Origin of the sequence: Zhongshania aliphaticivorans, assembly GCF_001586255.1 — a bacterium.
GTDB lineage: Bacteria > Pseudomonadota > Gammaproteobacteria > Pseudomonadales > Spongiibacteraceae > Spongiibacter > Spongiibacter aliphaticivorans.
The window spans coordinates 173,232-186,831 of record NZ_CP014544.1; the positions used below are offsets into that span (position 1 = coordinate 173,232).

Here is a 13,600-nt window from a genome sequence, read left to right on the forward strand (position 1 = left end):
GAAGTATGAAAACAAAATCATCCATCAAGGCTTTCGCCAAACACAGCAGTATAGTGTTGGCGGCAGCGACCTTGTCGCTAAGCGCCTCGATTGCCCAGGCGGCAGACACCATCAAAGTCGGTGTTTTGCACTCTCTATCTGGCACCATGGCGATCAGTGAAACCACACTGAAAGACACGGTGCTGATGTTGATAGAAGAGCAAAACAAAAAAGGCGGCTTACTCGGTAAAAAATTAGAAGCGGTTGTGGTTGACCCCGCATCTAACTGGCCGCTGTTTGCTGAAAAGACCAAAGAGCTTTTAGAAAAAGATAAGGTCGATGTTATTTTCGGTTGCTGGACATCGGTATCGCGTAAATCAGTTTTGCCGGTTATTGAAGAGTTAAATGGTTTGTTGTTTTACCCCGTTCAGTACGAAGGCGAAGAGTCTTCTAAAAACGTTTTCTACACCGGCGCCGCGCCCAATCAGCAGGCAATACCTGCAGTTGATTATTTAATGAGTTCAGCGGGTGGTTCAGTAAAACGCTGGGTTTTGGCGGGTACCGACTACGTTTACCCACGCACCACCAACAAAATTCTTGAAGCCTACCTGAAAAGCAAAGGTGTGGCTGAAAAAGACATCATGATCAACTACACACCTTTCGGTCACTCCGACTGGCAGACCATTGTGTCCGATATTAAAAAATTCGGTTCACAGGGTAAAAAGACCGCGGTGGTTTCAACTATCAATGGTGACGCCAACGTACCGTTCTACAAAGAACTGGCTAACCAGGGCTTATCTGCTGAAGACATTCCGGTAGTAGCGTTCTCGGTTGGTGAAGAAGAGTTGTCTGGCTTCGATACTGGCCCATTGGTTGGTCACCTCGCCGCGTGGAACTACTTCATGAGTGCCGACGCCGAAGTGAACGATGCTTTCATTGATAAATGGCTGGCGTATATCGGCGACGCCAAGCGCGTTACCAACGACCCAATGGAAGCGACTTATATCGGCTTTAATATGTGGGTGAAAGCAGTCGAAAAAGCCAAGACCACTAAAGTCGATAAAGTACACGATGCCCTAATCGGAATTAGTGTTCCGAATTTGACTGGCGGCGTGGCTACTATGCTACCCAACCACCACCTGACCAAGCCTGTACTAATTGGTGAGATTCAAGAAAACGGCCAGTTCGATATCGTATGGCAAACCGAAGCGGCCGTTCCTGGTGATGCGTGGACTGACTTCCTGCCAGAGAGCGCTAAGCTTGAAGCAGATTGGCAGAATCCTAAAATCATGTGCGGTAACTACAATACCGAAACCAAGAAGTGCTCTGGTCAAAACTACTAAGCCTTCTTAGCGAGTTCGCTTGCTAAATAAAGGAAGTTCCCCCGGACTTCTTTTTCAAAAAAGATACCCCGCTAATTCCTGGCGGGGTATCTATTGCAAATGGATGTTTCAATGAAGCTGACGCATATCGATACGCATTCCGTATTCCGATTTATTCTATTTTGCTTAGTCATTATATTGCCTATGCAAAGCACTGCCGCGCCGATTGCGATGGCAGGCCAAACTAAAATACAAAGTGAAGATGCTGCGCTTTTGCTGAATGAACTCATTACGGCAAAAAGTACAGAAGACAAAATTAACTTAATAAATATGATTGCCAACTCAAATTTGCCACAGCGCGTTGCTGTGCTTGAGGCGCTGCAGTCTGGTGATTTGTACTACACCAAAAAAGCGAAACAATTGGTATACGCTCATAGTCACGCCGATGGCTACAGCGCGGTCGCGGTTATTGGCAGTGAAGATCTCGGCGTAGTGGGCAGTCGCGCAGTGCGTAAAATTAGCATTAATAATGAGCTGCGCACGGTATTGCGCGGTGTGCTGGCTGAAATTGCACTGCGCAGCGAAGACAGTGCTGTGCGATTGCAGGCCGCCAAAAACTTGGTGCGCAGCCCGTCACCGGAATTTTTGCACGCTATTGAACGTGCACTGGTAATGGAAACTGATACCAAGGTAATCGAATCTTTGAGACTTGCCGCGGCGATGGTGAATTTGAATTCCGATGAACAGGTATTGCGTTTGGAGGCCATCGAATCTTTTCGCGGCACCCTCGACAGCGATGCCATGTCGATTCTTGCCGCCATGCAGCTAACCGATAGCGACGGAAACTATACCGAAAAAGACGACTTGGTAAGGGAGTCGGCTGCTGCCGTGTTAAAGGAAATGCGCAGCGAAGCAAAAATTTACAAATTAATTGAGAATACGTTTTTTGGCTTGAGCTTAGGGTCGGTGCTGTTACTTACCGCCGTGGGTTTGGCGATTACCTTCGGCGTTATGGGCGTTATTAATATGGCCCATGGCGAAATGATGATGCTGGGAGCGTACACCACCTATGTCATCCAATTACTCATGCCAAACTATATTGATTACTCGATTATTGTCGCCATTCCCGCCGCGTTTATGGTGTCGGGTTTAGTGGGAATTGTGATTGAGCGGGGTATTATTCGTCATTTATACGGGCGTCCGCTAGAGACTTTGTTGGCTACCTTCGGTGTGAGCCTGATTTTGCAGCAAGCCGTGCGCAGTATTTTCTCACCGCTAAACAAATCGGTTACCGCGCCAAGTTGGCTCAGTGGCTCGCTAGAAATTAACGGCGCGCTGTCACTGACCTATAACCGTCTATACATCATTGCCTTCAGTTTAATCGTGTTATTGCTGCTGGTGTTTTTGTTAAAGAAAACCTTTGTCGGTTTGCAGATGCGCGCCGTTACGCAGAACCGCGCTATGGCCAATTCCATGGGCATACGTACCGGTTGGGTAGACGCCTTAACCTTTGGTTTAGGTTCCGGCATTGCCGGTATTGCCGGAGTGGCCTTGAGCCAGCTCACCAATGTCGGTCCCAACCTCGGTCAGTCATATATTATCGACTCCTTTATGGTGGTGGTGTTTGGCGGGGTGGGTAATTTATTTGGCACTTTCTTCGCGGCGATGAGCCTCGGGGTAGCCAATAAATTCTTAGAGCCTTTTGCGGGTGCGGTACTGGCCAAGATCTTTGTGCTGGTGTTCATCATTCTGTTTATTCAGTGGCGGCCTCGCGGTTTGTTCGCTCTTAAAGGCCGCTCGGTAGAGGATTAATTGACCATGCTGAATACAAAAATATTTGAACGCAGTGCCATTGGCCGTTTATTACTAGCAGATAAAGCGGGTAGCTATTTGTTAATGGTGTTGTTTGCCGCCATGGTGCTGGTGCCGCTGTGTAATTTGCTAATGCCCGAGGGCAGCTTATTGCATATTCCCACCTATATCGTGGTCTTGCTGGGCAAGTATCTGTGCTATGCCTTGCTCGCACTGGCGCTGGATTTAATCTGGGGCTATTGCGGAATTTTGAGTTTGGGCCACGGCGCGTTTTTCGCACTGGGCGGCTACGCCATGGGCATGCATTTAATGCGGCAAATCGGAGAGCGTGGCGTGTATGGCAATGCCGACTTGCCCGACTTTATGGTGTTTTTGAACTGGACTGAGCTGCCCTGGTATTGGTACGGCTTTGATAATTTCTTCTTCGCTATGTTTATGGTGGCCTTGGTACCTGCCGCATTGGCCTTTGTGTTTGGTTGGCTGGCATTTCGGTCGCGAGTAACCGGCGTGTATTTGTCGATTATTACCCAGGCCATGACCTATGCATTGCTGTTGGCTTTCTTCCGCAATGATATGGGCTTTGGCGGCAATAATGGCCTTACCGATTTTAAAGACATTCTCGGCTTTAATTTGCAGTCAGATATCACCCGCTGTGTGTTGTTCGCTTTGTCGGCGCTGAGCGTGATGCTCGCCTATATTTTGTGCCGCGCGATTGTGAGCAGTAAATACGGTCGGGTGTTGGTGGCAATACGCGATGCCGAAAGTCGCACACGCTTTATGGGTTATCGGGTTGAGCATTTTAAGCTCTTTGTGTTTGTGGTGTCGGCGATATTGGCTGGCATTGCGGGTGCTTTGTATGTGCCTCAGGTTGGTATAATCAACCCCGGCGAATTTGGGCCAATCAACTCTATTGAAATTGTTATTTGGGTAGCGATCGGTGGCCGCGGTACTTTGTTTGGCGCGGTCATCGGCGCGGTGGCAGTGAATTACGCTAAAACCTATTTTACCGGCGCCTTCCCCGAAGTATGGCTGTTTATGTTGGGGGCGCTGTTTGTGGTCAGCACTTTGTATTTACCTAAGGGCATAGTGGGCGTGGTTAAACAATTGCAAGATCGCCGCGCCGAGCGCAATGCACCCACGTCACAAGGAGCTGAATCATGAGTGCCGTTGTAAAAAGTCCGGGCTTTCACAGCTCGGAACTCCAGAGCATGTTGTACCTCAACGGTGTGACCAAAAGTTTTGATGGTTTCAAAGCGATTAATAATTTGTCTTTAGATATTGCCCCGGGCGAATTGCGCGCAATTATCGGCCCTAACGGCGCAGGTAAAAGTACCATGATGGATATCATCACTGGAAAAACTCGGCCGGACTCGGGGGAAGTACGCTTTCGCGACAGCATTGACCTGACGCAATACGACGAAGCGGATATAGCCAACTTGGGTATTGGCCGTAAATTCCAAAAGCCCACGGTTATTGAAACCCTCACTGTTTGGGAAAACGTGGAACTGGCGCTGGCGGGTAATCGCAGTGTGATTCGCGCGCTCTGGCATAAGCTGAGCAGCGAGCAGGGCGACCGGATAAATGAAGTGGTTAAACTGGTCGGCCTAAAAGCAAAAACCAGCGAGTTAGCGGGCAGTCTTTCGCACGGTCAAAAGCAGTGGCTGGAAATAGGCATGTTGATTGTGCAGGGGCCGGAACTCTTGCTGGTCGACGAGCCAGCCGCGGGTATGACCGATCAAGAAACCATGGAAACCGCTGCACTACTAAAAGAAATTAACCGGGAGCACACCGTGGTGGTGGTCGAGCACGATATGGATTTCATTAAGGCGCTAGACAGTAAAGTTACCGTCCTACATGAAGGCAGTGTTTTGGCTGAGGGCCGCCTAGAAGTCGTGTCGGCTAATCCACGGGTGATTGAAGTCTATTTAGGACGTTAAAACTATGTTGTTAGTCAATGAGATTGACCTCTATTACGGCGCTAGCCAAGCGCTGCGCAAAGTAAATATTAGCGCAGAGAAGGGCAAGGTGACCTGCATACTCGGCCGTAACGGTGTAGGTAAGTCCAGCTTGGCAAGAGCCATCACCGGTCGCCATCCGGTGCGTGGCGGCAGTATCGTACTTGATGGCAAAGACATTAGCGCGATGGCCCCGGCAGATCGCGCCCGCGCGGGCATTGCCTATGTGCCACAGGGCCGCGAAATTTTCTCTCAGCTCACCGTGCAAGAAAACCTTTATACCGGCTACGCGCCGCTCAAACGCAGCCAGCGTAAAATTAGCCCAGAAATATTTGATTTGTTTCCGGTGCTAAAAAGCATGCTCAAACGTCGCGGCGGCGATTTATCTGGCGGCCAACAACAGCAGTTGGCGATAGCTCGTGCCTTAATTACTAAGCCGCGTTTATTAGTATTAGATGAGCCGACAGAGGGGATACAGCCCTCTATTATTAAAGACATTCATAATGTCATTACCATCCTGCGTCAGCAGGGCGAGATGGCGATTGTCCTTGTAGAGCAATACTTTGATTTTGCCCGGGAGCTAGCAGATTACTACGCGGTAATGGATCGCGGCGAAGTAATATTATCTGGCAGTGGTGACGAAATGGTAGAAGAAGACGTACGGCGGCATATGACGGTGTAGTAACCTAGCTGCCGCAAGCCGTCACTCTGATGCAGGGATAACGCACGGTTATAATTAAATATTGCGTCAAGCTAATTCCCTCGTCACTCCTGCGTAGGCAGGAGTCCATCTTCGCAACGCAGTGCAGGCTTAAACGTTAAGCCAACAAGGCAGTCACTGAGCTGTTTACGTGGATACCGATCCCTGCCTTCGCAGGAATGACGCACCGGCATAATGAAGAAATACCCCAAGCTAACCTACTCGTCACTCCGGCGCAGGCAGGAGTCCATCCCAGCAACGGGGTTCGGGCTTAAACCTTAGCGCGATACGGCATTCACTACGCTCACATGGATCCCTGCCTGCGCAGGGATGACGTTTAGGGAGCCTGAGCAATGATGACGGTAACTGCGTCAGACTAAATCAACCGTCACTCCTGCGTAGGCCGAGCACTGCCCCTGCGAAGGCAGGGATCCCTCCCAGCAACGGGGTTCGGGCTTAAAATTTAGCGCGATACGGCATTTGCTAGGCTCACATGGATTCCTGTCTACGAAGGGATAACGCACCGTTATAATTAAACAATGCGTCAAGCTAATCCCCTCGTCACCCCTGCGAAGGCAGGGGTCCATATGAGTGCAGCGAACGCATTCAGAAGGCTATTATCAAATAGATCTAAATTCCTGATCTATTTACCCAAAATTTTGCACTTTTATATCAGCGGTTTCTTTATATACTAGCTTCATTGATTTAACTGAGGCAAAGGAGACGCCATGCCAGCCAAGAATACCGCAAGCCGTTACGGTTGGCTTAGCATCGCTTTGCATTGGAGTATGGCGCTCGCGGTCATAGGCATGTTTGCCCTTGGGCTGTGGATGCGCAGTTTGTCCTATTACGACCCGTGGTACAAAGACGGCCCAGCCATCCATAAAAGTGTCGGTATATTACTGTTCGTCTTACTCATCATTCGCGTGGTTTGGCGCAATCTCAATATTCGCCCTGACGATGATCCTGCCCTTAAGGTCTGGGAGCGAATAACTGCTCACCTCACGCATATTGCGCTGTACGGTTTGATGTTTGCTCTGATGATTGCGGGCTACTTTATATCGACCGCCGATGGTCGCGCGATTGAGGTATTTAACTGGTTTAGCGTGCCGGCCACAATTTATGATCTGCCTGAGCAGGAAGATATCGCGGGCGAGATCCATGAGATATTGGCTTGGGTACTAATCGCACTAGCGAGCGTTCATGCGCTCGCCGCCTTAAAACACCATTTTATTAACCGTGACACGACTCTGCTAAAAATGCTGGGCCGCGACGCAATATCAGCAAGCAACCACACTATTAACAAAAAGGAAGCCAAACAATGAAACGTCTACTCGCGATTGGATTTACCGCTTTATTGAGTTTTAGTGGCGCGCTTCATGCCACCGAATACAAAATTGACACCGCCGGTGCACATGCGTTTATCAATTTTAAAATTAAGCACTTGGGCTATAGCTGGCTGTATGGTCGCTTTAATGAGTTTGAGGGTAGATTTAATTACGATCCCGCCAAGCCAGATGCATCGTCAGTCGATGTCACTATTAAAACTGCCAGCGTCGACAGTAATCACGCTGAGCGCGACAAGCATTTGCGCGGCAAAGATTTTCTTGCGGTAGACAAATACCCGACAGCGACCTTTAAAAGCACGAGTTTCAAGGCCTTAGGTGACGGTAAAGCGGAGCTAAAAGGCACTTTAACCCTGCATGGCGTCAGCAAGCCGGTAACGATTGCGGTTAGCGAGATTGGTGGCGGCAAAGACCCTTGGGGCGGCTACCGTCAGGGCTTTCACGGCACTACCGAAATTGCCTTGAAAGACTTTGGCATTGATTTTGACCTTGGCCCCGCATCACAAATTGTCGAGTTGACCTTGGATGTCGAAGGTATTGCGCAATCCATGATGTAATCCAATTGAACTTTTCGAGCGTAGAACTACTCGAAGATTAGGAATTAAGCTCACTCAGTCTCAAAATTTTAGGCCGCTACCTTTAGCGGCTTTTTTTCGTCTGCGTTTTGCAGGGAATACTATTGCTAGCGCTCGGGCGGGGGCGACGCAGCGGGCAGGTATTTCAGCAGCGCCGTATCTGCCGTAAATTGCGCATCAAACAGCGATATTAAGGCGTAGATGCCCATGAGTTTGCGCATCACATATAAAAAGTCTTTGGGCGGCAGTGCAAAATATTTGCTGATCGACGCCGCCACGGCCCGCTTGGCAATCCGCTTGGGCAGGCCGCTCTGGCGCCAGTGATACTGGCCATGCTCATTTACCGCATACGCGGGAACATGCTCATCTGGGGTGCGCAGCGGTTCAGCGATATCAATGCCAATATCGACAAAATTATCTAACACTGCTTGGGGGAAATGGGCTTTCATAAAACCCAAGCTAATCGATTTTTGTAAAAATACTGCGCTATCTCGCTGATAGGCTGCGACCATCATTGCACAAAATTCATTGGCGAACTCATCCGGCAACATGCGCATGGCACCAAAATCTAAGAGCAGCAACTGATCGCGGTTACCAATAGGGTCAATACGTACCCGAAAATTGCCAAAATTGGGATCGGTCTGCATCCGCCGCCAGGTAAATAACTCGGTCAAGAACACATCTAATACCGCACTGCCCAAACGATCGCGACGCGCCTGGGGTAAATTTGCCACGGCGGTAGAATTGACCGAGTCAGCCGCCTCGTAGCTCATCGTCAACACCCGGCGAGTGGAAAATTCGGGGTAGCTTTTTGGTACTACAAAGCGCTCATCAGCGGCCAAAGATTTACCGACAAAATCAAGGTCTCGACGTTCCTGCTCATAATCCACTTCTTTGTGGAGCAATAGACGAATATCGCCAAACCAGTCGTCAATATTGCGCGTGCTGGATAAAAGCCGCGACACCTTCAAGAGGCGCAGCACCGCGTTAAAATCAGCATCGATAGTTTCTTCCACACCGGGGTACTGCACTTTAATACACAGCTGTTCGCCCGTTGCACGCAGGCGCGCGCGGTGCACTTGGCCGAGCGAGGCCGCCGCCAATGGCTGACGATCAATATTCAAAGCAGACAAGGCCTCCGCCCCTAACTCTTTGTGCAGCGCTTGCTCAATGACCGCCCACGCCATGGGCGGGGTGTTGTCTTCAAGATTGTGCAGGGCCTCGGCCACTTCCGGCGGCATCATATAGTCGCCATAGGTTGCCATCATCTGGCCAATTTTGACCACACTGCCCTTTAAGCGGCCTAGCTCGCTGACAAAAAAATCGATGTTTTCGCGACGCTTCGCCAGCGCCTCATCGCTGTCGCCGCTAATCCGCTCCCATAAATTTTGACGCAGGGCGCGACTGCCATAGCGCAAGCCGAGTTTTGACAGCTCAAGACGACGGGAAAGCGCACCAGTTTTCAGGCGGTGCAGGGGCTTATCTGGGGGAATATTCGAATCGCTCATACGCGCTATTGTAAAGAATGTCGGTGCACAACGCAGTAAACGCCGAGCCCTAGCGTGACGAAGTATCAATTCATCGGCATACTCATGCTAAACGTCACCCAGCAATATCGCCTAAGGCCAAGCATGAAATTATTAAAAAACCTGACCTTGATCGGCCCCGGTTTTGTTGTTGCCGCCACCGGTCTTGGCGCCGGAGATTTGGTGGCCGCCGCTGTATCCGGCGCCAGTCTCGGCGGCCAAATTATTTGGGCGGTGGTTTTTGGCGCGCTCATCAAGCTGGCGTTAAATGAAGGCTTGGCGCGCTGGCAACTCAGCACGGGCACCAGTATTTTGCAGGGCTGGCAACAACATTTGCCGCGCTGGGTGAATAGCTATTTTCTGATTTATCTTTTGCTGTGGGGTTTCTTAGTGGGCGCCGCCCTCATGGCGGCCTGTGGTCTCGCCGCCAATGCCTTATTCCCGCAGCTGTCGATCAATAGTTGGGCGGTATTGCACTCCCTGCTGGCCGTATTATTGGTGTTGTTTGGTCGCTACTCGGTGTTTGAGTCGGCAATGAAAGTGCTGATTCTATTGATGTTTACTACGGTAATGGCGGCACTGGCCAGCCTTGATTTATCCGGCATTAATTTACAACAAACTCTGCTTGCAGATACTGGCGTGCAATCTCATGACAATATGGTATTGGCCGTCATCGGCGGGGTTGGCGGCAGCGTAACCCTGCTGTGCTACGGCTACTGGATGCGAGAAAAGGCGTGGCACAGCAGCGCCGCCCTGCCGTTGGCCCGCGTAGATTTGATCGTGGCTTATACCATTACCGCGCTATTCGGTATTGGCATTATGTTACTCGCTGCCAAAGCCGCGCCAGCCACAATACAAGGTAACCAAGTGTTAGTGGCCATGGCCGACGAGTTAGGGCGCACATTGTCGCCGGTATTTAGAGAGGTGTTTTTACTCGGGGTCTGGGCGGCGGTGTTTAGCTCTATGCTCGGTGTATGGCAGGGGGTGCCCTATTTGTTTGCCGATATAATGGCCACCCGCAGCAAATCTAAACAACGAGCCGCAGCCGACCAGAATAGTTGGGCCTATCGGGGCTTTTTAGGCTATCTCGCACTGCCTCCCATGCTCCTTTTACTACTGGGGAAACCCGTGTGGTTGGTGATGCTTTACGCGGTGACCGGTGCGTTTTTTATGCCCTTTCTTGCATTAACTTTGCTGTATTTAAATAACCGCATCATTACTAAAGCGCATCGATTTGGCATCGGCAGTAATATTCTTATTATCCTAGCCTTGATCGTATTTGGCTTTCTTAGCCTACAGTCACTGTTTAACTAACTCGGCACGCGTGAGTAGGGCGTACCGAGTTCGCTATTTACTCTGCTAGCATCGTCATTAAGGCTTCCCAGCTTACGCGGTCGGCATTGGCGTCATAGGCCAAAGGCATTTTGGTTTTTTCACCAATCGCGGTAGAGCCAGGGTTAGTGAAGCTATGCACAACGCCGGGGAAACTCAATAACTGCAAATCCACCCCGGCGGCACTCATTTCTTCAACAAAACCACCGACCTGCGCGGGCGGTACCATGGGATCGGCACCGCCGGTTGCCACTAAAACCTTCGCTTTAATCGTGTCTGGCTTAGCTTTAGTTTCGGTGCCCAAGCTGCCATGAAAACTGGCGACTCCAGCCAAATCTAAGCCGCGCCGCGCCTGATTCAACACCACAGCGCCACCAAAGCAGTAACCAATCGCGTACAATTTGCTGGCATCCACAGCGGGCTGCTTACGCAAAATAGCCAATGCCGCGTCAAAGCGGGCATTCATTTTAGCGGGCTCGGCCAACGCCGCATTCATAAACGCCATGGCGTCTTTGGGATGCTCGGTGCTTTTGCCATTGCCATACATATCTACCGCGATAGCCGTATAACCCGCTTCGGCTAATTGCTGCGCCCGGCCTCGGGCATAATCATTTAATCCCCACCACTCATGCACAACAATCACCGCCGGACCGGCTTCGGTTTTGGATGAATCGCTGTACAGCACCGCCGAACCCAACTTACCTGGCAGTGTTAACTTACTCTCAACAAGCTCGGCATTCGCCGCCGAGGCAAAAAATACTAATGCGCTAAACCATGCGACTAACTTCATTCTAGGCTCCTTCTTTTTAGTCAAATTCAAACCAGTGCTACGCAATATAACGCTAATAAGATGACGGGTGATAGGGCCGGATGTTGGGCCGCCGGCGATCAAGGCATTTGCCCCGCCAGAAGAGTTACAGAGACTGACCCGCAGCTGCCTCAAGCTATCACGCTTGTATCAAAAGTATTCACTGTGTTCGGGTATCCTTGCTTGCGCGGTATGACTTAAATTATAAGCCGTCCTTCCTGTGAAGGCCGAGCACCGCCCCTGCGAAGGCAGGGGTCCATCTTTGCAACGGAATGTGGGCTTAGACGTTGGCGTAATTAAGCATTCGCTGCGCTGTACCTGGATACCTGCCTGCGCAGGTATGACAACAAATCAATCATTCGTCACTCCTGCGCAGGTATGACGCTGTTGATTTCGTCACTCCTGCGAAGGCCGACCACCGCCCCTGCGAAGGCAGGGGTCCATCTTTGCAGCGGAATGTGGGCTTAGGCGTTGGTGTAATAAGTATTTGCTGCGCTCATATGGATCCCTGCCTGCGCAGGGATGACGCTGTTGATTTCGTCACTCCTGCGAAGGCCGAGCACCGCCCCTGCGAAGGCAGGGGTCCATCTTTGCAACGGAATGTGGGCTTATACGTTGGCGTAATAAGCATTCGCTGCGCTCATATGGATCCCTGCCTGCGCAGGGATGACTTAGTAATGGAAGGGATAGGCGGTCACTCCTGCGAAGGCTGAACGTTAATAGAGAATTAAATTGTCGTCACTCCTGCGAAGGCAGGAGTCCATCCCAGCGACGGAGCTTGGTTTTAAGTGTTAACTCAACAAGATCTTCGCAACGCCCTCGTAGATAATTGTCCTTACCTCTCCAGGGATGACAAAAACGTTAAGCATTGAAATGGATCGCTATGACGAAAAGTCGAGCCTGACGCTGAGATATTGAAATAAATCTCCGCCGTAATAAATATGCGGAAGTGATTTTGGGTGCATAACCGTCCGTCACATATGTCATACTAATTGATGACTATTCACACAAAATGCCGCATTTTTATTCTTGCCAAGGATTATAATGGCGGCCTTTACCCCTTTAGGACACTCTCATGAAATACCTTGCCACAATGGCGTTAGCATTGGTTCCGCTGACGAGCATGGCAACCGATTTAACAATTCCGGCTGGCCAAGCCTATCTTGTTGGTGTTGATCAACAGGAATTGATTTTAGATAAGCTGAATATTGGTGACGATGCCCGAATTAGCTTTGCTCCCGGGGTAAACTCGTGGCGGGTACATGCCCGACTGGCTAATATTGGTAAAAATGTGGTCATAGATGGTCGCGGATCTGCTGGTCAAAACGGTGCGCCAGGAGTGACCGCGCCAGCCTGTGATGAGTTTGTCGACGGTCAGCCCGGAGAAAGTGGTCAAGCTGGTAGCGATGGTGTTGAAATCCGCTTACAACTTGCCTTAGAAAGCCTGGGCAGCATGGAAATTTTCAGTGCTGGTGGTGACGGTGGCCTCGGTGGTGCTGGTGGTGATGGCGCTGACCTTAATACTAAATGTGACGCCGAGGTTGCGGGTGAAGGCGGTAACGGTGGCGACGGCGGTGAAGGTGGTCGTGGCGGTGATGTTACCTTTTTGTATCAAAGTGTTGCCAAAACTGAATCTGGCGACAGCATGGTGAGTCGCCTCAGTATTAATGCCGATGGCGGAGCAGGTGGTGAAGGTGGTGATGCGGGTTCTGGTGGTGCTGGTGGCGGCGGTTATTATGCAACTAAAAAAACGCTAACAGGCAGTGGTCGGAAGTGGGTTGCCGGGGCAACAGGCGGGCTTGCAGGCAGCCCTGGCGTAATGGGTTCAGCGGGTAAGCCAGGCCGCATTTTAGTCGATCAATTGATCACAAGTACGGTGAAAGCGGTGCCCTCAAGCAGTGAGGTGAGTCTCAAAGCCTTGCAGCGTGAAATTGCGCGCTTGCGTCAACGTATTGAAAAATTAGAAGCTCAGCAGGGCGCGGAGCAGCCTGCTAAGTCAGACTAATTCTCGATTACGCTTTATCTTGTCCTAAAAGGGTGCCTATGGCGCCCTTTTTTTATTCAATAAAAAGCGATATCGCTGGCAAATAGTGCGCAGGCACTCAAATAGTGCGCAGCAAGTAGCGGTAGGTGAGGATGGTGAAGTCAAACCCTGCGGTCTCTAGTTAACTATTTGTTTTTGTTAGATTAAATTTCAATTTCCGACGGCATTTTTAAGCTTGTTTAGCACTTAGTAATGGCTGTG

General features: G+C 50.4%; 11 protein-coding genes. 9 read left to right on the forward strand and 2 right to left on the reverse strand.

The window, feature by feature from the left end; genetic code table 11:
- Positions 1-5 precede the first annotated feature (5 nt).
- The 7 genes from urtA (at position 6) to AZF00_RS00890 (ending at position 7,671) form a co-directional block, all read left to right on the forward strand.
- On the forward strand, positions 6-1,322 hold the full coding sequence (urtA, locus tag AZF00_RS00860) for an urea ABC transporter substrate-binding protein (protein WP_008253388.1): 1,317 nt from the start codon (positions 6-8) through the stop codon (positions 1,320-1,322).
- A 111-nt stretch (positions 1,323-1,433) separates the two neighbouring features.
- The gene (gene urtB / locus AZF00_RS00865) at positions 1,434-3,113 is read left to right on the forward strand and encodes an urea ABC transporter permease subunit UrtB (protein WP_008253389.1); all 1,680 of its coding nucleotides are present in this window, start codon (positions 1,434-1,436) and stop codon (positions 3,111-3,113) included.
- Positions 3,114-3,119: 6 nt separating this feature from the next.
- Positions 3,120-4,274 carry an urea ABC transporter permease subunit UrtC gene (urtC, locus tag AZF00_RS00870; RefSeq protein WP_008253390.1) on the forward strand — a complete coding sequence of 385 codons (1,155 nt, stop codon included), beginning with the start codon at positions 3,120-3,122 and terminating at the stop codon, positions 4,272-4,274.
- A complete protein-coding gene (urtD, locus tag AZF00_RS00875; RefSeq protein ID WP_008253391.1) occupies positions 4,271-5,050 on the forward strand; it encodes an urea ABC transporter ATP-binding protein UrtD in 780 nt (259 codons plus the stop codon). The genes urtC and urtD overlap by 4 nt, the downstream gene beginning before the upstream one ends.
- 4 nt (positions 5,051-5,054) lie before the next feature.
- Positions 5,055-5,750, forward strand: coding sequence for an urea ABC transporter ATP-binding subunit UrtE (urtE, locus tag AZF00_RS00880; RefSeq protein WP_008253397.1), 696 nt, complete (start codon positions 5,055-5,057; stop codon positions 5,748-5,750).
- Positions 5,751-6,496: 746 nt separating this feature from the next.
- Complete coding sequence (locus tag AZF00_RS00885) at positions 6,497-7,093, forward strand: cytochrome b (RefSeq protein WP_062382446.1); 597 nt, start codon at positions 6,497-6,499, stop codon at positions 7,091-7,093.
- Positions 7,090-7,671, forward strand: coding sequence for a YceI family protein (locus AZF00_RS00890; protein ID WP_008253399.1), 582 nt, complete (start codon positions 7,090-7,092; stop codon positions 7,669-7,671). The genes AZF00_RS00885 and AZF00_RS00890 overlap by 4 nt, the downstream gene beginning before the upstream one ends.
- 125 nt (positions 7,672-7,796) lie before the next feature.
- Here the strand turns inward: AZF00_RS00890 and AZF00_RS00895 are convergent, their stop codons facing one another.
- Entirely contained in the window at positions 7,797-9,197 is a 1,401-nt protein-coding gene (locus AZF00_RS00895; protein ID WP_062382449.1) for an ABC1 kinase family protein, read from the reverse strand.
- Between the two features lie 54 nt (positions 9,198-9,251).
- On the opposite strand from AZF00_RS00895, the gene AZF00_RS00900 reads away from it, so the two are divergent.
- Positions 9,252-10,529: an Nramp family divalent metal transporter gene (locus AZF00_RS00900; protein WP_156474830.1), complete on the forward strand. Its 1,278-nt coding sequence runs from the start codon at positions 9,252-9,254 to the stop codon at positions 10,527-10,529.
- Positions 10,530-10,566: 37 nt separating this feature from the next.
- On the opposite strand, the gene AZF00_RS00905 is transcribed toward AZF00_RS00900, so the two are convergent.
- Positions 10,567-11,337 carry a dienelactone hydrolase family protein gene (locus AZF00_RS00905; protein WP_062382456.1) on the reverse strand — a complete coding sequence of 257 codons (771 nt, stop codon included), beginning with the start codon at positions 11,335-11,337 and terminating at the stop codon, positions 10,567-10,569.
- 1,093 nt (positions 11,338-12,430) lie between these two features.
- Here AZF00_RS00905 and AZF00_RS00910 point away from each other — a divergent pair.
- Entirely contained in the window at positions 12,431-13,360 is a 930-nt protein-coding gene (locus tag AZF00_RS00910; RefSeq protein WP_008253403.1) for a hypothetical protein, read from the forward strand.
- Positions 13,361-13,600 lie beyond the last annotated feature (240 nt).

Excerpts from the sequence above, each read along its gene's own strand:
- urtA (WP_008253388.1), top strand. The coding sequence starts at position 6 with ATGAAAACAAAATCATCCATCAAGGCTTTCGCCAAACACAGCAGTATA.
- urtB (WP_008253389.1), top strand. The coding sequence starts at position 1,434 with ATGAAGCTGACGCATATCGATACGCATTCCGTATTCCGATTTATTCTA.
- urtC (WP_008253390.1), top strand. The coding sequence starts at position 3,120 with ATGCTGAATACAAAAATATTTGAACGCAGTGCCATTGGCCGTTTATTA.
- urtD (WP_008253391.1), top strand. The coding sequence starts at position 4,271 with ATGAGTGCCGTTGTAAAAAGTCCGGGCTTTCACAGCTCGGAACTCCAG.
- urtE (WP_008253397.1), top strand. The coding sequence starts at position 5,055 with ATGTTGTTAGTCAATGAGATTGACCTCTATTACGGCGCTAGCCAAGCG.
- AZF00_RS00885 (WP_062382446.1), top strand. The coding sequence starts at position 6,497 with ATGCCAGCCAAGAATACCGCAAGCCGTTACGGTTGGCTTAGCATCGCT.
- AZF00_RS00890 (WP_008253399.1), top strand. The coding sequence starts at position 7,090 with ATGAAACGTCTACTCGCGATTGGATTTACCGCTTTATTGAGTTTTAGT.
- AZF00_RS00895 (WP_062382449.1), bottom strand. The coding sequence starts at position 9,197 with ATGAGCGATTCGAATATTCCCCCAGATAAGCCCCTGCACCGCCTGAAA.
- AZF00_RS00905 (WP_062382456.1), bottom strand. The coding sequence starts at position 11,337 with ATGAAGTTAGTCGCATGGTTTAGCGCATTAGTATTTTTTGCCTCGGCG.
- AZF00_RS00910 (WP_008253403.1), top strand. The coding sequence starts at position 12,431 with ATGAAATACCTTGCCACAATGGCGTTAGCATTGGTTCCGCTGACGAGC.